23 protein-coding genes are annotated in these 20,582 nt (G+C 57.2%); 9 read left to right on the top strand and 14 right to left on the bottom strand.

Going from position 1 to position 20,582, the window contains the following annotated elements:
- Nucleotides 1-190: 190 nt before the first annotated feature.
- Nucleotides 191-1,000: an alpha/beta fold hydrolase gene (locus ACO6TI_RS03745; protein WP_422384378.1), complete on the bottom strand. Its 810-nt coding sequence runs from the start codon at nt 998-1,000 to the stop codon at nt 191-193.
- A 129-nt stretch (nt 1,001-1,129) separates the two neighbouring features.
- Here ACO6TI_RS03745 and ACO6TI_RS03740 point away from each other — a divergent pair, with 129 nt between their 5' ends.
- A complete protein-coding gene (locus ACO6TI_RS03740) occupies nt 1,130-1,372 on the top strand; it encodes an ArsR/SmtB family transcription factor (RefSeq protein ID WP_408008900.1) in 243 nt (80 codons plus the stop codon).
- Between the two features lie 78 nt (nt 1,373-1,450).
- Here the strand turns inward: ACO6TI_RS03740 and ACO6TI_RS03735 are convergent, their stop codons facing one another.
- From ACO6TI_RS03735 to phnG, 11 genes are all read right to left on the bottom strand, one after another.
- Nucleotides 1,451-2,284, bottom strand: coding sequence for a hypothetical protein (locus ACO6TI_RS03735; protein ID WP_144435953.1), 834 nt, complete (start codon nt 2,282-2,284; stop codon nt 1,451-1,453).
- Nucleotides 2,285-2,519: 235 nt separating this feature from the next.
- Nucleotides 2,520-3,104 (bottom strand): phosphonate metabolism protein/1,5-bisphosphokinase (PRPP-forming) PhnN, encoded by a 585-nt coding sequence (gene phnN, locus ACO6TI_RS03730; RefSeq protein ID WP_422384377.1) that lies wholly within the window; start codon nt 3,102-3,104, stop codon nt 2,520-2,522.
- Nucleotides 3,097-4,242: an alpha-D-ribose 1-methylphosphonate 5-triphosphate diphosphatase gene (locus ACO6TI_RS03725; RefSeq protein ID WP_422384376.1), complete on the bottom strand. Its 1,146-nt coding sequence runs from the start codon at nt 4,240-4,242 to the stop codon at nt 3,097-3,099. The genes phnN and ACO6TI_RS03725 overlap by 8 nt, the downstream gene beginning before the upstream one ends.
- On the bottom strand, nt 4,239-4,988 hold the full coding sequence (locus ACO6TI_RS03720; RefSeq protein ID WP_104702607.1) for a DUF1045 domain-containing protein: 750 nt from the start codon (nt 4,986-4,988) through the stop codon (nt 4,239-4,241). The genes ACO6TI_RS03725 and ACO6TI_RS03720 overlap by 4 nt, the downstream gene beginning before the upstream one ends.
- Before the next feature lie 111 nt (nt 4,989-5,099).
- Complete coding sequence (gene phnL / locus ACO6TI_RS03715; RefSeq protein WP_104702606.1) at nt 5,100-5,804, bottom strand: phosphonate C-P lyase system protein PhnL; 705 nt, start codon at nt 5,802-5,804, stop codon at nt 5,100-5,102.
- Nucleotides 5,805-5,812: 8 nt separating this feature from the next.
- Nucleotides 5,813-6,601, bottom strand: coding sequence for a phosphonate C-P lyase system protein PhnK (gene phnK / locus ACO6TI_RS03710; protein WP_422384375.1), 789 nt, complete (start codon nt 6,599-6,601; stop codon nt 5,813-5,815).
- Nucleotides 6,601-7,527: an alpha-D-ribose 1-methylphosphonate 5-phosphate C-P-lyase PhnJ gene (locus tag ACO6TI_RS03705; protein ID WP_422384374.1), complete on the bottom strand. Its 927-nt coding sequence runs from the start codon at nt 7,525-7,527 to the stop codon at nt 6,601-6,603. Before ACO6TI_RS03705 ends, phnK begins: the two co-directional genes overlap by 1 nt.
- Complete coding sequence (gene fosX / locus ACO6TI_RS03700) at nt 7,524-7,952, bottom strand: FosX/FosE/FosI family fosfomycin resistance hydrolase (RefSeq protein ID WP_422384373.1); 429 nt, start codon at nt 7,950-7,952, stop codon at nt 7,524-7,526. Before fosX ends, ACO6TI_RS03705 begins: the two co-directional genes overlap by 4 nt.
- Complete coding sequence (locus ACO6TI_RS03695) at nt 7,949-9,070, bottom strand: carbon-phosphorus lyase complex subunit PhnI (protein ID WP_055114914.1); 1,122 nt, start codon at nt 9,068-9,070, stop codon at nt 7,949-7,951. The genes fosX and ACO6TI_RS03695 overlap by 4 nt, the downstream gene beginning before the upstream one ends.
- 3 nt (nt 9,071-9,073) lie before the next feature.
- Nucleotides 9,074-9,715, bottom strand: a complete 642-nt coding sequence (gene phnH, locus ACO6TI_RS03690) for a phosphonate C-P lyase system protein PhnH (RefSeq protein ID WP_104702602.1) — start codon at nt 9,713-9,715, stop codon at nt 9,074-9,076.
- The gene (gene phnG / locus ACO6TI_RS03685) at nt 9,715-10,188 is read right to left on the bottom strand and encodes a phosphonate C-P lyase system protein PhnG (RefSeq protein ID WP_422384372.1); all 474 of its coding nucleotides are present in this window, start codon (nt 10,186-10,188) and stop codon (nt 9,715-9,717) included. The genes phnH and phnG overlap by 1 nt, the downstream gene beginning before the upstream one ends.
- 130 nt (nt 10,189-10,318) lie before the next feature.
- On the opposite strand from phnG, the gene phnF reads away from it, so the two are divergent.
- Nucleotides 10,319-11,059 carry a phosphonate metabolism transcriptional regulator PhnF gene (gene phnF / locus ACO6TI_RS03680; protein ID WP_422384371.1) on the top strand — a complete coding sequence of 247 codons (741 nt, stop codon included), beginning with the start codon at nt 10,319-10,321 and terminating at the stop codon, nt 11,057-11,059.
- 55 nt (nt 11,060-11,114) lie between these two features.
- On the opposite strand, the gene ACO6TI_RS03675 is transcribed toward phnF, so the two are convergent.
- A complete protein-coding gene (locus ACO6TI_RS03675) occupies nt 11,115-11,594 on the bottom strand; it encodes an Lrp/AsnC family transcriptional regulator (protein WP_055114908.1) in 480 nt (159 codons plus the stop codon).
- A gap of 142 nt (nt 11,595-11,736) precedes the next feature.
- On the opposite strand from ACO6TI_RS03675, the gene ACO6TI_RS03670 reads away from it, so the two are divergent.
- On the top strand, nt 11,737-12,753 hold the full coding sequence (locus tag ACO6TI_RS03670) for a 1-aminocyclopropane-1-carboxylate deaminase (RefSeq protein WP_055114906.1): 1,017 nt from the start codon (nt 11,737-11,739) through the stop codon (nt 12,751-12,753).
- Between the two features lie 104 nt (nt 12,754-12,857).
- Here ACO6TI_RS03670 and ACO6TI_RS03665 read toward each other — a convergent pair whose 3' ends face one another.
- On the bottom strand, nt 12,858-14,468 hold the full coding sequence (locus tag ACO6TI_RS03665; protein ID WP_104702600.1) for a BCCT family transporter: 1,611 nt from the start codon (nt 14,466-14,468) through the stop codon (nt 12,858-12,860).
- Nucleotides 14,469-14,690: 222 nt separating this feature from the next.
- Between ACO6TI_RS03665 and ACO6TI_RS03660 the strand changes: the two genes are divergently transcribed.
- The 6 genes from ACO6TI_RS03660 (at nt 14,691) to ACO6TI_RS03635 (ending at nt 20,570) form a co-directional block, all read left to right on the top strand.
- Entirely contained in the window at nt 14,691-15,458 is a 768-nt protein-coding gene (locus ACO6TI_RS03660) for an SDR family oxidoreductase (protein WP_055114903.1), read from the top strand.
- 332 nt (nt 15,459-15,790) lie between these two features.
- The gene (locus ACO6TI_RS03655; RefSeq protein ID WP_422384370.1) at nt 15,791-16,816 is read left to right on the top strand and encodes a LacI family DNA-binding transcriptional regulator; all 1,026 of its coding nucleotides are present in this window, start codon (nt 15,791-15,793) and stop codon (nt 16,814-16,816) included.
- Nucleotides 16,817-17,044: 228 nt separating this feature from the next.
- Nucleotides 17,045-18,364 carry an ABC transporter substrate-binding protein gene (locus tag ACO6TI_RS03650; protein ID WP_055114898.1) on the top strand — a complete coding sequence of 440 codons (1,320 nt, stop codon included), beginning with the start codon at nt 17,045-17,047 and terminating at the stop codon, nt 18,362-18,364.
- Between the two features lie 135 nt (nt 18,365-18,499).
- Nucleotides 18,500-19,447 (top strand): carbohydrate ABC transporter permease, encoded by a 948-nt coding sequence (locus ACO6TI_RS03645; protein WP_029062710.1) that lies wholly within the window; start codon nt 18,500-18,502, stop codon nt 19,445-19,447.
- Nucleotides 19,444-20,385 (top strand): carbohydrate ABC transporter permease, encoded by a 942-nt coding sequence (locus ACO6TI_RS03640; RefSeq protein ID WP_104702597.1) that lies wholly within the window; start codon nt 19,444-19,446, stop codon nt 20,383-20,385. Before ACO6TI_RS03645 ends, ACO6TI_RS03640 begins: the two co-directional genes overlap by 4 nt.
- On the top strand, nt 20,382-20,570 hold the full coding sequence (locus tag ACO6TI_RS03635; RefSeq protein WP_029062708.1) for a hypothetical protein: 189 nt from the start codon (nt 20,382-20,384) through the stop codon (nt 20,568-20,570). Before ACO6TI_RS03640 ends, ACO6TI_RS03635 begins: the two co-directional genes overlap by 4 nt.
- The last annotated feature ends 12 nt before the right edge of the window (nt 20,571-20,582 follow it).

The following is a 20,582-nucleotide window of genomic DNA, read 5'->3' as shown; positions in this document are numbered from 1 at the left end:
ACAGCTGATTTCAATGCAGTAGAAACAGAGTAGGCGACTGCGGACTTAAAGAAAAGTTTTTTGGAAATTTCCCAATTAATTTTTTGATCCTGTGAATTTATTCAGAGCTTGGTTATATTTGTTTCACTTTGAAGAAAGTGACATTACGTCACTGTCTTCAGGTCAGCAGCGATCGATTTTGACGACCTTGTCAAACGCGCCCTGCCAACGATCCCAGCAAGGCTGCCGGCGCATCTTCATGCACCAGATGGGCAGCGTCCTCGATCGGCGTGAAGCTCTTGGCCTGCAGAAGGTCCTGAAGCTCGCGGCCTTGTGCCGGCGGAATGAAAGTGTCTCGCATTCCCCAGGTGAGGTGAACATCAAAATCGGTAGGACCGTAGCGTTTTTGCGCCTCTTCAATATTGGCGATATCAGCCTGCGCGATCTGGCGGTAGAACGCCGCCTCGCCAGCCTCTCCAGACCAGGGATCGAAATATATCCTGGTCGCCTCTTCCCGGAGCGGATAATGAGCTGCAGCCTGGATATAGGCCCGAAAAAGAGCTTCATGGGCATAGTCGGGCAAGCCTGCAAATGCGGGCTCGTGATTTGCAACATGGGCATAAAACGGCGACCCGGACGGCAGGACGGCAACCGCGTTCACGAGATGAAGCTTGCCGTAGTCAATGCCGTTGACGAAGTGTCCCCGCAAAGCGGCGAGGCCACCAAAATCATGGCCGATGACCTGCGGTCTTTTCAGTTCCCAGTGTCCGATCAACGCTTCCAGCAGGTCGCTTTGAACATATTCGGTGACATTCTGAGCTGCATTTTTTTCCGACAGACCGGTCCCGAGCATGTCGAAAAAATAGACCTTGTGGGTCTTTGCCAACCAGGGTGCGATTGCCCTCCAGGACTGGGCAGACCAGGGAAAACCATGCACAAGCACGATCGGGTCGCCCTCACCCAGCGAACCCCATGCTATGGACTGACCTTCAAAGGAAAATCGTTCGTTGAGATGCAGCATCGGTCTTTTCCTTCGCATTGACAATTAGCAAAATTGCTATATAACAATGTTATGTCGAATCGAGAAGACCAAGTCAAGGCACTTGCAAATGAGACCCGGATAGAAGTCCTGCGACTGCTGGACAGGCCCATGGAACACTTTGCACACCAGGAATCAGCGGATCCTGTAGAAACGGGGGTCTGTGTCCAGATGCTCGCGGAGCATTTCGGGATAAGCCAGCCGACGATGAGCCGGCACATCGAACTGCTGAAACGCGCCGGGTTCATCCGGGCGCAGCGCAAGCAAAAATGGACTTATTGTTCCAGGGACGAAACCGCGCTTGCAGACTATGCCAATTGGTTGAAATCGAGTCTGAACATCAGGACCGCATGAGAGCCCACGGCGAATGCCGGCCAGTGGGCCTCATGTTTACGGTCACCGACTGCGCGATGCGCTTGCCAGTTTGCGCGATCAGTACCAGAAACCTTCACGACGCCAGATCGTGAAGTGGCCCCGCACGGGAGGAGCGGGCGTTCCGCCGTCGATCGTGAATTCCCGTCCCCCGTTGATGCCTCTGCCGCCGGTCTGCCGCAGGATTACCCACTGGTTGCATTGAGGCCCACCGCTGGAACTCTGGCACATGTCTATCCGCGCCTTCTTGTCGTCGATCTGCTGCCAGACCCAGTCGACAAGGGCGACGTGACCGTTCCAGACCATGAAATCCAGCGGTTTGACTTCGCTGACTTCGTCGATGTTGATCTTGCAGACCCGTTCGGGATACTTCCGTGGCGAAACGCCGTAGTACTTGTCCCATTCCCCGACCCAGATCAGGAAATTGGCGACAAAGCCGATGCAGTCCATGCCAAAGAAACGATCCTGCACCATCTCCTGCAACGCGCCGCGATCCGACATCTTGTCGAAGTAGATTTTCTTGATCTTGCCCCTTTGCTCGACATCCTTGGAGCCATCCTTGTTGGCACGTCCGCAAACATCGACCTTGTACTTGTCAAGCAGGTCCTTGTGTTTCAGCATGAAATTCCAGATCTTGACGAAGGTCTGATCATTGCCCTGTCCCTTCAGCGCGAGGTCGATCGCACTTCCACCGACATGCCGGTTCAGGTTTTCACCGAATTCGTTCTTGATCCAGCGGAAGTTCTTGTAAAAACTGTGTGCGCTGTCGTTGCCCCCGTTTCCGCGGTCCTTGCAAAGATACTGGTTGAGCTTGACAGGTCCTGCGCTGGTCGGAAGACCGGGATTGGTAAGGCGGTTCACGTATTCAAACGGCAAATTAAAAGCTTCGGCCAAAATCACTCTCCATCAAAAAGGCGTTCTGATCGGACTGCTTGGGTCTGCTGCATCTGTTCACAACTGTGGAATTAGCCGGCTGTGAAACAACACATTTTTCAGAGGTTTCAATCGGCCTCTTGTAATATTTTCTCAATCAATGAACGGATCGTACCACAATCGCTGTCGAAGCGTTACAGGATACCTTGCAGAATATTTCAGATCCGAAGGATTGCGTCAGACAATGTGCGACGGGTCAGTCCTGAAGCGACAAGGCCACCATCATCCTCGATACGCTGTTCTCCACCGGTCCGGTGTTTTCGATGCGAACAAGGTTCGGTACGTTTTCAGGCTCGAGATCTGCTCTTTGCAAGCGTCTTTCGATGTCCTGCCTGCTTTCCCGGCCGCGCGCGGCCAGGCGCTCGGCGAGAACGGGGACAGGCGCCGTGATCAGGAGAACGATCGCGGTTTCGTATTTGTCCGCCGCTCTTTGCAGAACGCGGCGCGACCCGTTGGCGATCACCGTATCGCCTGCGCTGATGTGAGCGTCGTAGACTTCGGGGATGACATAGCCAAGTCCATGGGCTTCCCAGGAAAGGGCTGTTTCTTCATGGCTCACGAGCCGGTCGAATTGCGGACGTGTCAGCGTCTCGTGATCTTCCGCACCGGTATCTGCTTCGCGAGTGATGGCGCGCCGGGCAAAGTGAATATTCGCATGACCCTCGAGTTTTTCCCTGAGCGCGGACATCAGCGTGTCCTTGCCGGCACCACTCGGACCGACCACAAGAACCATTCTACCGGGGCCGAGTTTCGGCTTGTTTCCTGTATCTGCTTCAGGCAACCCGCCGTCCCTCGCGCCAGACACCGCGCACGATCGGAACATTGCCGACCAGTTTCACCTGGATAAGATCGGCGCGCAGTCCGCATTCCAATGCGCCCCGATCCGAAAGTCCGATGGATCTTGCGGGCGTTTCGGTCACCATCTTGACGGCCTGGGGCAAGGAAATTTTTTCGACTTCATTGGCAAGATGGAAAGCTGCCTGAATGAGGGACGCCGGAATATAGTCCGAGGAAAGCACATCCAGGTGACCTGCCTCCGCCAGTTCCTTTGCAGAAACGTTTCCGGAGTGGGACCCGCCGCGCACGACATTGGGAGCACCCATCAGAACAGCCATGCCCGCGTCGTGAGAGGCCTTTGCTGCTTCCCTCGTGGTCGGAAATTCCGCAATCCTGGTGTTCAGTTCGATCGCTTCGTCAACATGTTCCCTGGTGGCATCGTCGTGGCTCGCAATGGAAATGCCGCGAGCCCGCGCTATGGCAGAAAGGCGTTTGCGATTTTCCGGCGCAAGCGCGCAGGCACTTTCCTGCCGGTGCCTGATGAAATCTTCCATCTCGGTGTCGGAAAAGCCCTTTTTGCCCTGGAAATAAACCTTGTAGGCGTCCAGGGAAACGAACTGCCGCTGACCCGGCGTATGGTCCATCAGCGAAATCAGCCGGATACTGTCATCGTCCTCGAACACGCTGAAGGCGTTCATGACATCGGATGCGGAGACCTCACAGCGCAGATGAACGAAGTGATCCGCCCGCAGTCTGCCCTCTTTCTTGCCGGTCTCAATTGCGTCGGCGAGGATGCGCATGTCGCGATAGCGCAGATTTGCGTCCTGATCCATGCCGACACGCAGAGCATCAAAGACTGTGGTGATGCCGGAACAGGCGATCTGCGCGTCATGTGCCTGAACGGCAGCTACGGGGTTCCAGCGGACCATGGGCCGTGGTGCGTAATGTGTCTCAAGGTGATCGGTGTGCAGCTCGACGAGGCCCGGCAGGAGATAGTCCCCTTCGCAATCATGCCCGTTTGCGCTGGTGGGCGCGTCGATGGCATTGATCAGACCCGAGCCGGAAACCGAAAGAGAGCCATCTTTCACTTCATCGGCCAGAATGAGCCTGGCGTTCTTGAAGATTTTCAGATCCGTACTCATGCATTCTCCTTGCGGGTCAAAGGGGCGGCAAGGGACTCGGCCGTTTGCGCTGATGTGCTTCCGGTCAGCTCGAACACCGTGTGAACCTCGAATGGAGCGTTTCTCTCTGGCTCGACATAGAGAGCGAATGAGCTGCAAGTGCGTGACTGCCCCGTTACCGCTGCAAAGTAATTCCTGGCCGCCGCTGCCAGGACAGTGGCTTCGGCATCATTTTCCAGCTTGCTGGACAAGGTCATGTGGAAGCGGAATTCATCGAAGATGTATGGATAGCCCCAACCGGTCAGATAGGAATCCTGTTTTGGTGTCAGGCCACTTTTGCGGCGGCGCTCCAGATCAGCCCCGGAAAGCGGTGCTCGAAACCTCTCGAACCGATGCACGCACAAGGCTGCGAAGGCTGCGAGGTCCGGCTCGGCATTATCCGGTGTCAGGGCGAGAAACCTGCCGAGCCTGTTTACACTGAGAGCCTGGATCTCGAACGGTGCAAGGTCACCTGAAAAATCCCGGCAGGCCTCCAGAAGGGCAGACTCGCTCCGTTCGGGATCTAGATGGAACGGTGCCTTCAGCGTCCCGTGAAACCCGTAGCGACGCGGGCTGCTGGTCAGGTGCAGGAAACGTTCTCTGTCGATGCCGTCAAGCGCCGGCTGGCAGAGATCCGACCCGGAGAACGGGTCCCTTCCCAACCAGGTATTGCCGAGCTGCATCAAACGATCGTCTGCGTCGGCGGCAAAATAGATGGCGTAGCGCATATCAGAATCACGGTCGTTTTCGTGGTGGCCGGGAAGCCCGGCCTATAGGAGGGGGATGACCTTTCTGTGACAGTTTTCCCCCACCTGCAACTGTTTCCTTGGCCAAGAACGTCAGGCGGCCACTTCTGCGGCAAACCCGGTGACGTCGATGATGCGGTCGGCAATTTCCTCACGGACGTCCTGATCGTGAAGAATGCCGACCATCGCAACACCCTGTTCCTTTTTCTCCTGCACCAGGCGGACGACGACCGCCCGGTTGGCCGCGTCAAGCGAGGCAGTCGGTTCATCGAGCAGCAGAATCGGATAGTGGGCTATGAACCCGCGGGCGATGTTGACCCGCTGCTGCTCGCCGCCGGAGAAGGTCGCAGGAGGAAGGGTCCAGAGGCGCTCGGGAACGTTCAGCCGCGTCAGCAGCGAGCGCGCCTTTTCAACTGCTTCTTCTTCACTTGTGCCTTGTGCGACCAGCGGCTCTGCGACGACATCTTCTGCGGACACGCGCGGGATTGTCCGCAGAAACTGGCTGACATAGCCGATAGTATCCTCACGCAATTTCAGAATACGGCGGGGTTCGGCACCTGCGACGTTGATGATGTCGTCGCCGATGGTGACCAGGATCTGGCCCTGATCACAACGGTAGTTGCCGTAGATCATTTTCAGGATGGAACTCTTGCCAGCACCCGACGGGCCACCAAGCACGGCGCATTCTCCTGCATTGACCGAAAATTCGACCTTGTCGACGACGGGAATGACCGAGCCGCCCTGCAAGTGCATTGTGAAGGATTTGCCGACATTGTTGAGATAAAGACGGACGGGCATTTCAGACCTCACACCTGTAAAATCGAGGAAACGAGCAGTTGTGAATACGGCTCTCGCGGATCGTCCAGAACCTGGTCGGTCAGACCGGCCTCGATGACGTTGCCGTTTCGCATCACCATGATGCGGTGAGACAGCAGACGTGCAACTGCGAGATCATGCGTGACGATCACGACCGACAGGCCCAGATCGGCGACGAGGCGGCGCAGCAGATCGAGAAGGCGCGCCTGAACGGAGACGTCGAGACCTCCCGTCGGCTCATCCATGAAGACAAGCCGGGGGCGTGTCACCAGATTTCGGGCAATCTGCAGACGCTGGCGCATGCCGCCGGAAAACGAGCGGGGATCATCGTCGATCCGGTCGCTGTCGATTTCAACCCTGCCCAGCCAGTCGTCGGCAGTGGAACGAATGTTGCCGTAGTGCCTGTCGCCTACGGCCATCAGCCGTTCACCCACATTGGCGCCGGCAGACACATTCATGCGAAGTCCGTCGGCTGCGTTCTGGTGGACAAAGCCCCAGTCGGTGCGCATCAGGAGCCGGCGTTCGGCCTCCGAGAGCTGATAGAGGTTGCGCATGGAACCGTCACGCATGCGGTATTCAATGGCGCCTGCCGTCGGTGCCAGCCGCGTTGAAAGGCAGTTGAGCAGGGTTGTCTTGCCCGAACCGCTTTCACCGACAATGGCAAGCACTTCGCCCGGCCACAAATCGAACGAAACGTCGGCGCAACCGACCCGGTCGCCATAATAGCGGGTGACGTTGTGAACCTGCAGCAGCGGTTCGTCGGCTTGAAACAGGCTCATCAGGCCGTCTCCCCTTGAGTATTTCCGCCGATCTGGAGCGCTGCCGGATCGGCCGCCATCGGCCCTGCATGGCCGGCAGCCCGGCGTTCCTCGCAAAAATCACTGTCAGAGCAAACGAACATGCGTCCACCCCTGTCGTCCAGAATGACCTCGTCGAGGTAAACGTCTTCCGCTCCACAAAGGCCGCAGGGCTTGTCGAATTTCTGGACCTCAAATGGATAATCCTCAAAGTCGAGGCTCTTTACCTTGGTGTAGGGCGGAATGGCGTAGATGCGCTTTTCCCGCCCGGCCCCGTAAAGCTGAAGTGCCGCCATCTCGTCAATTTTCGGGTTGTCGAATTTGGGCGTCGGAGACGGGTCCATCACGTAACGGTCATTGACCTTTACGGGATAGGCATAGGTCGTGGCGATGTGACCGTTCTTGGCAATGTCCTCGTAGAGCTTCACATGCATGAGGCCGTAGTCTTCAAGGGCATGCATCTTGCGGGTTTCCGTCTCGCGCGGCTCCAGGAAGCGGAGCGGCTCGGGAATGGGAACCTGGAAGACAAGGATCTGGTCCTCTGTCAGGGTTTTTTCCGGGATGCGGTGACGGGTCTGGATGACGGTTGCCTCGGACGTTTCGTAGGTCGTCCTGATGCCTGCGGTCTTTTCGAAGAATCCCCGCAGTGAAACAGCATTGGTCGTGTCGTCGGAGCCCTGGTCGATCATTTTCAGACAATCGTCCCGGCCGAGGATAGACGCGGTGACCTGAACCCCGCCCGTACCCCAGCCATAGGGCATCGGCATTTCGCGGGAAGCAAAGGGCACCTGATAACCTGGTATCGCGATGCCTTTCAGGATCGCCCTGCGGATCATGCGCTTGGTCTGCTCGTCGAGGTAAGCGAAGTTGTATTCGCCCTGATCATAAATTTCAGCTGTGTCGTTCATTGTGTAGCCCTCCGCTTCTGGAGAATCCTGGAATAATTCTCCATCCGCATTTCCAGGGTTCCCGTGTGCAGCTCAAAGAGGTGATTGTCGTGGTCATAGAAGTAGATCGACCTGCCTTCACCATCGGTGCGATGGCGCGGCGGCTTGCATTCGAGGCCGAGCCTTCCGATAGCGTCCAGCCGGGTCTCGAATTCACTTTCCTGGATCTTGAAGGCGACATGATTGTAGCTGCGTTCGGGCAAGCTCGTTCCCTGCATGATCGCAATCCAGATATCGCCGACCAGAAAGAACTTTTCCGGTGACAGGGAGAAGGTATCCTCTCCGCTTGCATAAACTTCCCGGCCGTCCAGCACATCAGTCAGTATTTGCGACATCCTTTCGAGGTCGCTGACGATGAAGGTGATATGGCTGAGGCCGCTGCTCATTCCGCAGCCTCCCGGGAAGTTCCATCGCTTTCCGCGCTTGCGCGTTTCTCGAACCATTCGCCGCGCATGCGGCGGACGAGGTCGAGCTCGGCCTGGAAATCGACGTAATGCGGAAGTTTCAGGTGTTCGACAAAGCCTGTCGCCTGGATGTTGTCGGAGTGGGAGAGGACGAACTCGATGTCCTGTGCAGGCGCAGTCTGTTCTTCTCCCAGTTCCTGCCATCGCATCGAGCGGTCGACCATTGCCATGGACATGGCCTTCCGCTCAACCTGACCGAAAACAAGACCATAACCACGCGTGAAGGTGGGTGCCGCCTTTGCAGACCCCTGGAACTGGTTGACCATCTGGCACTCGGTGACCTTTATCGTGCCAAGCGTCACGGCGAAACCGAGTTCCTCCGCGTAAAATTCGACTTCAACCTCACCATAACGAATTTCACCTGCAAACGGGTGTGTTCGGCCATAGCCGCGCTGGGTCGAATAGGCGAGTGCGAGCAGAAAACCCTCGTCGCCCCGTGCAAGGTTCTGGAGGCGCAGGTCCCGATCAGCGGGGAAGGACAGCGGTTCGCGAGTCAGGTCGCCGACAGGTGCGTCCTCGTCGGTCAAGGGGTCCGGTTCCATCAGGCCCTCGTCGCCGAGAAGGTCGGTGACGCGCGGCACGGGTTCGTCGCGGGTTTCAGCTGTTTCAGCCTGAGGCGTACGTTCGTCGTCCTCTGCAGCGAGGGAGAAATCGAGCAGCCGGTGGCTGTAGTCGAATGTCGGACCAAGCACCTGTCCACCGGGCAGATCCTTGTATGTGGCAGATATTCGCCGCTCGACCAGCATTTTCGCAGTATCGACGGGTTGGCTGTAGCCGAAACGCGGCAACGTCGTCCGGTAAGCCCGCATCAGGAAGGCAGCTTCGATCAGGTCGCCTCGAGACTGCTTGATAGCGAGTGCGGCCAGCTTTTCGTCGTAAAGAGAGCCTTCGCCCATGACGCGGGCGACGGAATGGGAAAGCTGTTCGGCGATTTGTTCAAGGGTCAGCGCGGGGACTGAGGTGTCACCCCGGCGACGCTTGGCCAGCAGCTTGTGAGCGTTGCGGATGGCTTTCTCGCCACCTTTGACGGCAACATACATGGATCAGGTCTCCGTGAGCGTGACGCGGGTGGAACGGGGAAGTGCAGCGATCTCCGTTTTTCCGGCGAAGATCAGGTCAATGCCACGGGGAAACTGCCGGTTGTTGGAGATAACCTGATCCCAGAAGACCGGTGGGGTCGGACCTGTGCTGAAAGATGTCTTCGTCTTTATGCCGGGACCTTCCAGGGTAACGGTCCGGGCCTTGTCGAAAACCTGGCCCGTCAGGACGACCGTGGTTGACTGGTCAGGATACTCGGCTGAACCCTGGTTGAAACTTGCCAGCGAAATCATCGATTGCGGTTCACTGACAAGCGCAAAAGCCGCGTTGACGGGTTCCGGCAGGATCGAGGCACCGGTGTGGAAACGGAGAAACGCCTTCACGGCTTCCGACTGCATCAAGGCCCGGTCGAGCCAGACCGGCGTGTCGTAGTCGAACAGGGTCAGGGCGATCGCCGCGGCTACCGGTGTCAACGGCTCCGGCGGAGTGAGGTCTCCAACCTGGAGGGTCTGACGAGTGCCGGGTCTTGCCATGACATGCATGATGGTACGGAAACAGGCCTGGGCGTCGTGGACCGGATCGGTGAAACCGGCTGCGAGCGGAGTGTCATGGCCGTTATTGCCGCGTGGTGCTGCGGAGCTTTCCATCAGTTGTCTCCCCGGACCATAGTGAAGAAATTGACCCTGGTGGCCTCGGTTTCCTCCCGGACGGTTTCGGTCGTGGTCTCCTGAGCGGCAGCAAGCGGGGCGATGATCATCTCCTCGATCTGTTCTCGCGCATCGGCGCGTTGCCAGAGGGCGTCGATCACAGCTGATTGAAGCGCCTTTTCCTTGTTGCGACCAAGACTGTAGGCGCTGCCGGTTTCTCCGGATGCCAGACGAACGACGCAGCGGGTGACAGTGACTTCACCAAGATTGAACGGACTTCCGGTGCCGCCCATGCGGCCACGTACCATGACGAGGCCGGTCTCGGGCTGGCGCACCAATTCATAGGTCGGAGCATCCAGCTTCCGAAAATTTTCGGCAATGTCCGCAGGCGTTGCGGCCGCCAGGGTTGCCATGTTTTTCTGACGGGCGGAGTGTCCGTCCTCAGGCAGGTTTGTCGGGGTGGTTTCGGTCATGAGTCGCGCCTTCGGGTTGGCGATCATTGGAGAGAAAATCGAAATCGGGATTTTTCTATCGAGAATTTGTCTATTTGTCTATACAAATATTAGAGTTGACTCTTTGGTATCGAAATTTGATGACGAGCGCATGACAAACCACACCATTCTTGATCGCAGTGCAGGCATTGCCGTCTGGCGGCAAATCATGGAAACCCTGAAGGCTGAGATAGTCAGTGGTGCCTTCGAAGAAGGCAGCCGTCTGCCGCCGGAATCGGATCTTGCAAAGCGTTTCGGTGTGAACCGTCACACCGTGCGACGCGCCATTGCGGCGCTGACGTCGGAGGGTATCCTGAGGGCAGATCAGGGCCGCGGCACATTTGTTGCGTCCGCACCTCTCAGCTATCCGATCGGCCCGCGAACGCGTTTTTCGGAAATTGTTTCCGAACAGGACCGCGCTCCCAGTGGCCGCCTGATCGGGTCCGCGCTGGAAGAGGCAGATGCGCTTCTTGCCAACCAGCTCGGTATATCGCTCGGCACCATGCTGATCCGTCTGGAGACCCTTCGCGTGGCGGATGGCGTTCCGATAATCGTCGGTACAAACTGGTTCGAACGGTCACGTGTTCCCAATTTCGTCGCCGACTATGCCGAGACGGGATCGATTACAAAGGCGCTCGAACTGGCAGATATCGAGGATTATCGCCGCAAGGAGACCCGCATCACCTCGGAACTCGTGGAGGCAAAGGATGCGCAGCAACTCGGCATTCCGCTCGGACAGCCGGTTCTTGTGGTTGAAAGCGTCAATCTCGACATGACGGGCCGCCCGATCCAATACACGCGGGCGCGGGCCGCGGCGGACCGGATCCAGCTTGTCGTGAACGGGGACGTCTGAGAAATGGCCGCGGATATCTGAAAAGACCCGGTTCAATTGGCCAGGCTGGCGGATGTCAAAATGAAAGCGGGGCGTTGTCCGTAACTTCCTTCATGACGAAAAAGGTTCGCGTCTGGCGCACACCGGGCAACGCGATCAGCTTTTCCCCGTGTAGCCTGTTGAAGTCTGCCATGTCCTTGACCCTGATCTTCAGGAAGTAGTCAAAGTCGCCGGCAACCAGGTGGCAGTCCAGTACAAAATTCAATCTTCTGACAGCGTCTTCAAATTCCGCAAAGCTCTGCGGTGTCGATCGATCCAGAACAACGCCGACAATTACCAGGGCAGCCCGGTCCACCTGCTCCGGATTGACAATGGCACGCACCGAGCCGATGACGCCCTCATCGAACAGGCGCTGCGTGCGCCTGTGACAGGTTGCCGGACTGACATTTACCCGTTCGGCAAGGTCGGCATTCGAGAGCCTGCCGTCTTCCTGGAGGAATTTGACGATTTTCCTGTCGGTTCTGTCGAGAGAATGCAATGTGGAAGATTCTTTCATCCAATATAGATTGATAGAAACCATTTAGACAATCAAGGAAGATTTTCCGAATTATATCCGATCATTTTGCGAAAGTTTGAAAGCACCTTCCGAGTAGTTTCTGTCAGCCTTGTTTCATCTCAATTCCACAAGGAAGATCCCGATGAAGCTTGAACAATTCGAACGGTATCCATTGACTTTCGGACCTACGCCGATCGAGCATTTACCCCGTCTCACGGATGCACTTGGCGGCAAGGTCCAGATCTACGCAAAACGCGAGGATTGCAATTCCGGTCTCGCGTTTGGCGGCAACAAGCTCCGCAAACTTGAATACATCGTCCCGGATGCGATCGCCTCCGGTGCCGACACCCTGGTCTCGATCGGCGGCGTACAATCGAACCACACACGGATGGTTGCCGCCACTGCCGCGAAAATCGGCATGAAATGCGTCGTGGTTCAGGAAAAATGGGTGCCGCATTTCGATGCGGTCTACGACCGTGTCGGCAACATTCTCCTGACACGCCTGATGGGCGCGGATTCCAGGCTGGTTGAGGATGGGTTTGACATCGGGATCCGGAAAAGCTGGGAAGATGCCATGCAGTCAGTCCGCGATGCCGGAGGGACACCTTACGGCATTCCGGCCGGGGCATCCGTCCACAAGTATGGCGGCCTCGGATATGTGCACTTTGCCGAAGAAGTCAGGGCTCAGGAAGCCGAGCTCGGTTTCAAGTTCGACTATGTCATCGTGTGTGTTGTCACGGGATCGACCCAGGCCGGCATGATTGTCGGCTTCGCGGCTCAGGACAGGGCTGACAGGGTGATCGGTATCGATGCATCGGGAACGCTCGAGCAGACACGCGATCAGGTTCGCCGGATTGTCGACAACACTTCAGAACTCGTTGAACTGGGCCGCCCGGTGTCTGAAGAGGAAATCGTCATCAATCCCGACTATGCCTATCCCGCCTACGGCGTTCCTTCGGAAGAAACCAACGATGCAATTCGTCTGGCGGCGAAGACGGAAGCCATGATCACGGATCCGGTCTATGAGGGCAAGTCGATGCAGGGAATGATCGATCTAGTCGGAAAAGGCAGGTTTCCAGAAGGATCGCGGATTCTCTACGCGCATCTGGGAGGTGCGCCGGCGCTCAACGGTTACAGCTACTATTACAAGGACGGTTGAACCCCTGACAGTGCGTCGCCGGAACCGGAGCCGGAAGACTGTTCCGCTTGACGGAAGATCAGAAGGCGGCGGACAGGCAAGTGCCCGCCGCCTTCGTCAGCATTCTACATTTTCGCCCGCTCGGCTCTCAGGGCCAGCCACAGGCAATAGCACATGATCAGAACAACGACCGTGAACGGAATGCCGGTCGAGACCGCTGCTCCCTGGAGTGCAGACAGCCCGCCACCGAGCAGCAGCGCGATGGCGACCAAACCTTCCAGCGTGCACCAGAAAATGCGCTGAATAACAGGGGCATCCATTTTTCCGCCAGCCGTGATGGTGTCGATCACGAGCGAACCGGAGTCCGACGATGTCACGAAGAAGATGATGATCAGCAGCAACGAGATCGGTGCAACGATCTGGTAGAATGGCAGTTCCTTCAGGAAGCCGAAGAGAGCCCCTTCCGGCTTGTACGCCTCGATCACCGTTGCGCGGACACCTTCTGCGCCGCCTGCGTTCAGCATATCGATAGCCGCGCCGCCGAAGGTTGACATCCAAAGAGCGCACACTGCCGTCGGCGCGATCAAAGCGCACAGCACAAATTCACGCACTGTCCGGCCCCTTGAAATCCGGGCGATGAACATGCCTACGAACGGTGACCATGCAATCCACCACGCCCAGTAGAACGTGGTCCATCCGTGGAAGAAGCTCGTATCCTCTCGCCCGAACGGGTTCGATAGCGCCGGTAGCATCAAAATGTAGTCGGTCATGACAGAGAAGTAGCGCGAGATTGCGACACCGACTCCGGTCACGAGAATTACAAAGATGAACAGACCGACGGCCATGATCATGTTGATTTCAGACAGTCTCTTCACGCCGGCGTCCATGCCGAGCAAAACCGAACCCAAAGCGATCGCAGTAATGAAGATGATAAGCAGCACTGTCACCGTTGGGGTCGGTTCGATACCGAAAACTTCGTAAAGACCCGCGGCGACCTGTTGCGCGCCAAGACCCAGCGATGTGGTCAGGCCGAACAGTGTTGCGAAGACCGCAAGCGTATCGATCATATGGCCCCACCAGCCCCAGACACGTTCGCCCAGCAAGGGATAGAACGCCGAACGCAGGGTCAGCGGCAGCCCGAGATTGTAGCAGAAGATCGCCAGCGACAACCCGACTGCAGCGTAGATCGCCCAGCCTTCCAGGCCCCAGTGGTGGATCGTGCCGACGACGCCGGCATACTCGTTCCCCGGTTCGCTGATATCTACCCCGAGCGGACTTGCGGCGCCACTTTCGGCGAAGTTGTAGTAGACCGGTTCAAGGACGCCAAAGAACAGCAGTCCGATGCCGATGCCAGCCGCAAACATCATCGCGATCCAGCCGGCGTAGGAATAATCGGGTTTCGCGTCCTTGCCACCAATACGGACCGAGCCGACAGGCAGAACGATCAATGCGAGGCAAAAGAGGGTAATTGCGTTTACCGACAGCACGAGGAACCAGTCGAATGTGCTGGTCAGCCATGGTCGCAACCATCCAAAGAAAGATGCGGTAGCTTCCTGGTTCGCAAGCGCGATCAAAACGAATGCGGCAATCAGTATACTGGAGATCAGGAAGACAGGATTGTGCAGATCCAGACCGAAAGGCCGGATATTGTCCTGTCCAAGTTCGTATTCCGTCTCGAAGTCCCAGACCCGGGGATCCGGGTCCAGCATCTTCTTTGATTCAGACGAGTCTGACATATCCCCTCCATCATTTGCGTCCGCCCATCCTGCAGCGTTGCACAGAAACCGGGTCAGCGTCCATTGATTGTGCGAACTAATGTCGCATTGAATCTGTCGAATGCGTCACAGGGTATCGCAAGGGCGACGCGGCCTTGTATCCGCGTGACTTCCGGGCGTCGATTGACGCTTACTCCTGCCGACTTGATTTGGTCGGCAATCTTTTTGGAAAGGTGCAATCGCATGAGCAGGCGCGTTTTTGTATCGGCAGGTGCTGCGGGGATTGGCCGCGTTATTGCCGAGCGATTCCTGAGTGAAGGGGCGCAGGTCGCCATTTGCGACGCAGACCCGGCGGCGGTCGCAAATTTCCAGGCGGACTACCCGCAAGCGGTTTCCGCGGTCGCCGATGTCACCGCGGAAAACGAAATGGCCGGCTTCCTGGATGCTCTGGAAACCCAATGGGGTGGTGTCGATGTCGTGTGCGCGAATGCCGGAACGGGCGGCCCTGCCGGTGCGATCGAAACTCTTGACTACGAAGACTGGCAGAACTGCATCGCGGCTAACGTGCACGGTGCATTTCTCACCTGCCGCTGGGCTGCGCGCGTCATGAAGGCACAACGTTCCGGCCTGATAACGCTGACGTCATCCACGGCAGGTCTCATGGGGTATCCGATGCGGTCGCCCTATGCCGCGGCCAAGTGGGCAATCGTCGGATTGACGAAAACCCTTGCTATGGAGCTTGGGCCCTTCGGTATTCGCGTGAACGCAATTTGTCCGGGCGCCGTCGAGGGACCTCGCATGGACAGGGTTGTTGCCAAGGAAGCGGTGGCGCGTGACATGAGTGAGGACGAAGTGCGGGCACTTTATGTCACCGGTGTCTCAATGAAGACATGGGTCAATGCCGACGATGTCGCCAACTCGATATTGTTTCTTGCGTCAGATGCCGGAAGAAAGATCTCCGGCCAGATACTGGCCATAGACGGCCACACCGAGACGCTGGCTCCATCGTGAGTAACGCCTGCGAGCGGCGCACGCCCACCATGAGCGATAGGGGCCGAAGCGAAATTCCCAACCTGTTGCTCTCGATGTTCATCCCAAATCCGAAGGACAATCAAAACACCCGACGAGCCGGAATTCAGTTCAAAATCCGGTAATACGTCCGTATCCGTCAACGGCGACAAGATCCGTACTCTGCTGGCATAAAATTTACTCAAGCTTTGCAAGACACTACCGTAACCGGCTGAACTAGAACGGAAATCATGGACAACATTCCAAACGAACAACATTTTGATTGACGTATGTCAGTTTGGCACGACAGATTGGGTGTCACTGGGAGAAGAAATGTGAAGCCGACGGTTCATGATATTGCGCGCGAGGCGGGCGTCAGTCTCTCGACCGTTGACCGGGTACTGAACGGCCGGGCAGACGTGAGGCCCAAGAATGCGGAGCGCGTCAAGGCGGCGGTGAGGAAGCTCGGCTATGTCCGGGACACGAATGCCGCCAATCTTGCAAAGAAGCGGCGCTACAATTTCGTATTTGTGCTGCCGGAAGGGCCCAGCAGTTTTGTCGATACGGTCGCGGCGGCAGTTCGCGAGGCGGCGGATGCGCAAGTGACGGACCGGGCTGATGTCGAAGTGCGCTATGTCAATGCGGCCGACCCGCACGCAATCGTCAAATGTCTGAAATCACTTGATCTGGGTCAGCTCGACGGTGTTGCCATCATGGTGCCCGAAACGCCTCAGGTCAGGGACGCTGTCGCGCATATAAAAAGCGCGGGTGCCTATGTCGTCTCACTGGTCTCCGATCTGCCGAATTCCAGGTGTGATCATTTCATCGGCATAGACAATTTTTCGGCAGGCCAAACAGCGGGCGCGTTGCTCGGCAAGTTTCTGAGGAATGAAACCGGCAGCATTCTGGTGACAACCAATTCGATGGTGGCACGCGACAGCATCGAGCGCCGTTATGGTCTCGACGAGATTCTCTCCCGCGATTATCCCGGTCTTACGGCGCTGCCCACCATCGAGTTTCACGATGACACCAAGAGAATTCACGAAACTCTAGAGCGAGCCATTTCAGAGCATCCCGAACTCAGGGCCATCTATTCCATGGGATCGGGAAACACAGCGATGCTGGACGCTCTGCGTGATCACGCGGGCGAAAAGAACCTCGTTGTGGTTGCGCACGACCTGACCTCCGTAACCCGTCAGGCATTGGTCGACGGGGGCGTGGATGCGATCATCGTGCAGAATGTCGGACATCTCGCCAGGAGTACCCTGCGCGTGCTTCGGGCGAAATGCGATGACATCGAAATCTACGAAGCGCAGGAGCAAATTCGCATCGAAATCGTCATGCGGGAAAATCTCTACTAACCTGCATCGCGACGATATCCGACGCATTTTCACTTATTAATCGAATAAAATGAACCACTTGACCGAAGAGCTCGATGGATTCATCTGTCGGTTGCGTTCAAAAAGAAAGACGTATGTCAGTTTATTTGTTGACTTGACATACGTATGTCAAATAGGGTTGGCACGCACTTGGAGGAGTGCTGCCGCCCGGCCTGCGCCGGAGCGCGACCAAACGGGAGGAAATCAGCAATGAAATCTGCGAAACTTCTCGCGGCGACCGCATTTGTGGCGGCGAGCGGGCTTAACGTCTCTCTCGCGTCCGCCGACGAACTGACGTTGTGCTGGGCTGCATGGGATCCGGCCAATGCCCTTGTGGAATTGTCCAAGGAATTCGAGACCCAGTCCGGTCACACCATGAAATTCGAATTCGTGCCCTGGCCGAATTTTGCCGACCGCATGCTCAACGAGCTGAATTCGGGCGGCAAGCTCTGCGATCTCCTGATCGGCGACAGCCAGTGGATCGGCGGTGGTGCGGAAAACGGCCACTACGTCAAGCTGAACGAGTTCTTCGACAAGGAAGGCATCAGCATGGACGACTTCGCTCCGGCGACCGTCTATGCCTACTCGACCTGGCCGAAGGGAACGCCGAATTACTATGCGCTGCCGGCGATGGGGGACGCAAACGGCTGGTTCTATCGCAAGGACTGGTTCGCCAAGCCCGAAATTCAGGAAGCATTCAAGGCAGAGCACGGGCGTGACCTGGCGCCGCCAAAGACCCAGATGGAACTCCTGCAGGTTGCCAAGTTCTTCCAGGGTCGTGAAATTGACGGCCAGAAGCGCTATGGGGCTGCAATCTTCACCGAACGCGGTTCGGAAGGCATCACCATGGGTGCCACCAGCGCGATGTATCCGTTCGGCTTCAAATACGAAAACACGCCGGGCAAATATGACATGGAAGGTGCCGTGAATTCGGCGGATGCCGTCGCCGGTCTGGAGTTCTACAAGGAACTCTACAAGACCTCGACACCGCCGGGCTACACCGACAGCTACATGGAACAGTCACTTGATGCGTTCAAGTCGGGCCAGGTGGCCATGGCCATGAACTGGTTTGCCTTCTTCCCGGGCCTCTACGCGGATCCGGACACGGGAGGCGACAAGATCGGCTTCTTCGTCAATCCGGGTCAGCTCAAGGAAGCATCGACACTCGGCGGGCAAGGCATTTCGGTTGTTGCCTATTCCGACAAGCAGGATGCTGCGCTTGAATACATCAAGTGGTTCGCGCAACCCTCCGTTCAGAAAAAATGGTGGAGCCTCGGTGGGTATTCCTGTCATGTCAGCGTTTTGAACGATCCAAACTTTGCCGACAGCGCACCGTTTGCAGCCGACTTCCTGCTCGCCATGGACGGCGTCATGGATTTCTGGCAGGAGCCGGCCTATGCGGAACTTCTGCTGGCGATGCAAAAGCGCCTGCATGACTATGTCGTGGCCGACAAGGGAACGGCGCAGGAAGCCCTGGACAAGCTCATCGAAGACTGGACCGAGGTCTTCGAAGACGAAGGCAAGCTCTAGGACTGGGGCGCGCAGGCGACCGGCCGGCTGCCGGCCGGTCGCCTGCAGCCGAAACTCCGGCGGGCAATGCGTGGCGCACGCCGCCATATGAGAGCCGGCCGGGCTTTCCGGAAATTTTCTTCGAACGGGCAAAAGATGTCAGACACTCCTATCGATCGCGTGGCGAAAGCGACGCCGCCCTCTGTCGCGTCCAAAATTCGCGGCCTAAGCGATCGGGCCATCGCCTGGCTGTTCGTGTTGCCGACGATCTTTCTGCTGCTGGCGGTGAACATCTTCCCGCTCATCTGGACCATCAACCTGAGTTTCACGAATTTCCGCGCCAACCGGCCGAACCGGGAGGTCGATTACATCGGCCTGCGCAACTATGAGCGCATCCTGACCGACGAGGATATCTGGCTGACAATGCAGGCGACGGCGCATTTCCTGTTCTGGACCATATTCTTTCAGGTCCTGATCGGGTTCACGCTCGCATGGCTGATCAACCGCAAATTCAAGGGCAACGACCTTTGGACAACCCTGATCGTTCTGCCGATGATGCTATCTCCGGCGGTCGTCGGAAACTTCTGGACGTTCCTCTATCAGCCGCAGATCGGCTTGTTCAACTATGGCATTTCATTCCTGACCGGTATCGATCCGTCGTCGTTCCAGATGATCGGCGATGTCACGCTCGCGCCCTGGTCCATCGTGATCGTCGATACCTGGATGTGGACACCCTTCGTCATGCTGATATGCCTTGCCGGTCTCCGATCCATTCCCGACTACATCTATGAGGCCGCCGAGATAGACCGGGCCAGCCAGTGGCGGCAGTTCTGGACGATCACCATACCGATGGTGCTGCCCTTCCTGATGCTGGCCGTCCTGTTCCGGGGGATTGAAAACTTCAAGATGTTCGATCTGGTTGTTCAATTGACAGGCGGTGGTCCGGGATCGATCACCGAGCTGACGTCCATCAATCTGAAACGCGAAGCCTTCGAAAAGTGGCGCACGGGCTATGCATCCGCTTACGCGATCATATTGTTCGTGACGGTGTTCGGATTGGCGTCCATCTATGTCAAGGCGCTGAACAAGGTGAAGGAAAGATGAGCAGCTATTCCATTACCGAACCCTCGTCGCTGCAAAAATGGCTGGCAGGCACCCTGGTCGTGGCCTACGCCGTCATTACCCTGCTCCCGCTCGTGTGGATCCTGACAACGGGCTTCAAGTCGCCGGTCGATGCCATTGCGTATCCGCCAAAGATCCTGTTCGAACCTTCGCTTGAGGGTTACGTCAATCTCTTCACCACGCGCACGCGTGTCTCCCCAGAAACACTCGAGGCGCTGCCTCCGCCGGCAACATGGTATGAGGAAGTCGTGCGCAATCGCGACATGGTGATTGCGGGGCCCTCGCGTTACGGCGAGCGCTTTCTTAACTCGGTCATAATCGGTTTCGGATCGACCTTCCTGTCCGTTTTCCTCGGAACCCTGGCCGCTTATGCCTTTTCAAGGTTCAAGGTGCCGCTCAAGGACGATCTCCTGTTCTTTATCCTTTCCACCAGGATGATGCCGCCTATTGCCGTGGCAATCCCGATCTTCCTGATGTTCCGGACACTCGGGTTATCCGACACGCATCTGGGCATGATCCTGCTCTACACCGCGGTGAACATTTCGCTCGCTGTCTGGCTACTCAAGGGGTTCATGGACGAAATACCGCGCGAGTACGAGGAAGCGGCCCTGATCGATGGCTATACGCGGTTCCAGGCCTTCTACAAGGTGGTGCTGCCACAGGCAGCAACCGGGATCGCGTCGACCGCGATCTTCTGCCTGATCTTCTCCTGGAACGAATATGCATTTGCTGTGCTCCTGACCTCGGGAACGGCGCAAACGGCACCGCCATTCATTCCGACGATCATCGGTGTCGGCGGGCAGGACTGGCCTGCCGTTGCGGCTGGAGCAACGCTGTTCCTGGTGCCGGTCATGGTGTTCACAATCCTGCTTCGCAAGCATCTCCTGCGCGGCATTACCTTCGGAGCGGTGCGCAAATGAGCCAGTTCGTTCATGGATTGATGCGGTTCCGGCGCGGCCCCTGGGAAATGCTGGCCTCGGTTCTCATTGCAATCGGTGTCGTCATGCTGATGCAGCCGGTCGTGCTGTGGGCCTACACCTATTCCTTTATCGTCACGCTGACCGGCACGGTGATGTTCATCGTCGTCAGCCACTTTCCAGATTAGAGCACAACGCGT

Origin of the sequence: Roseibium album, from assembly GCF_965233825.1 — a bacterium.
GTDB classification, from domain to species: domain Bacteria; phylum Pseudomonadota; class Alphaproteobacteria; order Rhizobiales; family Stappiaceae; genus Roseibium; species Roseibium album.
Note: the sequence above shows the minus strand (reverse complement) of the source record. Positions and strands in the feature narration are given on the sequence as shown.

Bases quoted from the DNA above. Each gene is read 5' to 3' on its own strand.
- ACO6TI_RS03745 (WP_422384378.1), bottom strand. From the start codon at position 1,000: ATGCTGCATCTCAACGAACGATTTTCCTTTGAAGGTCAGTCCATAGCA.
- ACO6TI_RS03740 (WP_408008900.1), top strand. From the start codon at position 1,130: ATGGAACACTTTGCACACCAGGAATCAGCGGATCCTGTAGAAACGGGG.
- ACO6TI_RS03725 (WP_422384376.1), bottom strand. From the start codon at position 4,242: ATGAGTACGGATCTGAAAATCTTCAAGAACGCCAGGCTCATTCTGGCC.
- ACO6TI_RS03720 (WP_104702607.1), bottom strand. From the start codon at position 4,988: ATGCGCTACGCCATCTATTTTGCCGCCGACGCAGACGATCGTTTGATG.
- phnL (WP_104702606.1), bottom strand. From the start codon at position 5,804: ATGCCCGTCCGTCTTTATCTCAACAATGTCGGCAAATCCTTCACAATG.
- phnK (WP_422384375.1), bottom strand. From the start codon at position 6,601: ATGAGCCTGTTTCAAGCCGACGAACCGCTGCTGCAGGTTCACAACGTC.
- ACO6TI_RS03705 (WP_422384374.1), bottom strand. From the start codon at position 7,527: ATGAACGACACAGCTGAAATTTATGATCAGGGCGAATACAACTTCGCT.
- fosX (WP_422384373.1), bottom strand. From the start codon at position 7,952: ATGAGCAGCGGCCTCAGCCATATCACCTTCATCGTCAGCGACCTCGAA.
- ACO6TI_RS03695 (WP_055114914.1), bottom strand. From the start codon at position 9,070: ATGTATGTTGCCGTCAAAGGTGGCGAGAAAGCCATCCGCAACGCTCAC.
- phnH (WP_104702602.1), bottom strand. From the start codon at position 9,715: ATGGAAAGCTCCGCAGCACCACGCGGCAATAACGGCCATGACACTCCG.
- phnG (WP_422384372.1), bottom strand. From the start codon at position 10,188: ATGACCGAAACCACCCCGACAAACCTGCCTGAGGACGGACACTCCGCC.
- phnF (WP_422384371.1), top strand. From the start codon at position 10,319: ATGACAAACCACACCATTCTTGATCGCAGTGCAGGCATTGCCGTCTGG.
- ACO6TI_RS03675 (WP_055114908.1), bottom strand. From the start codon at position 11,594: ATGAAAGAATCTTCCACATTGCATTCTCTCGACAGAACCGACAGGAAA.
- ACO6TI_RS03670 (WP_055114906.1), top strand. From the start codon at position 11,737: ATGAAGCTTGAACAATTCGAACGGTATCCATTGACTTTCGGACCTACG.
- ACO6TI_RS03665 (WP_104702600.1), bottom strand. From the start codon at position 14,468: ATGTCAGACTCGTCTGAATCAAAGAAGATGCTGGACCCGGATCCCCGG.
- ACO6TI_RS03660 (WP_055114903.1), top strand. From the start codon at position 14,691: ATGAGCAGGCGCGTTTTTGTATCGGCAGGTGCTGCGGGGATTGGCCGC.
- ACO6TI_RS03650 (WP_055114898.1), top strand. From the start codon at position 17,045: ATGAAATCTGCGAAACTTCTCGCGGCGACCGCATTTGTGGCGGCGAGC.
- ACO6TI_RS03645 (WP_029062710.1), top strand. From the start codon at position 18,500: ATGTCAGACACTCCTATCGATCGCGTGGCGAAAGCGACGCCGCCCTCT.
- ACO6TI_RS03640 (WP_104702597.1), top strand. From the start codon at position 19,444: ATGAGCAGCTATTCCATTACCGAACCCTCGTCGCTGCAAAAATGGCTG.
- ACO6TI_RS03635 (WP_029062708.1), top strand. From the start codon at position 20,382: ATGAGCCAGTTCGTTCATGGATTGATGCGGTTCCGGCGCGGCCCCTGG.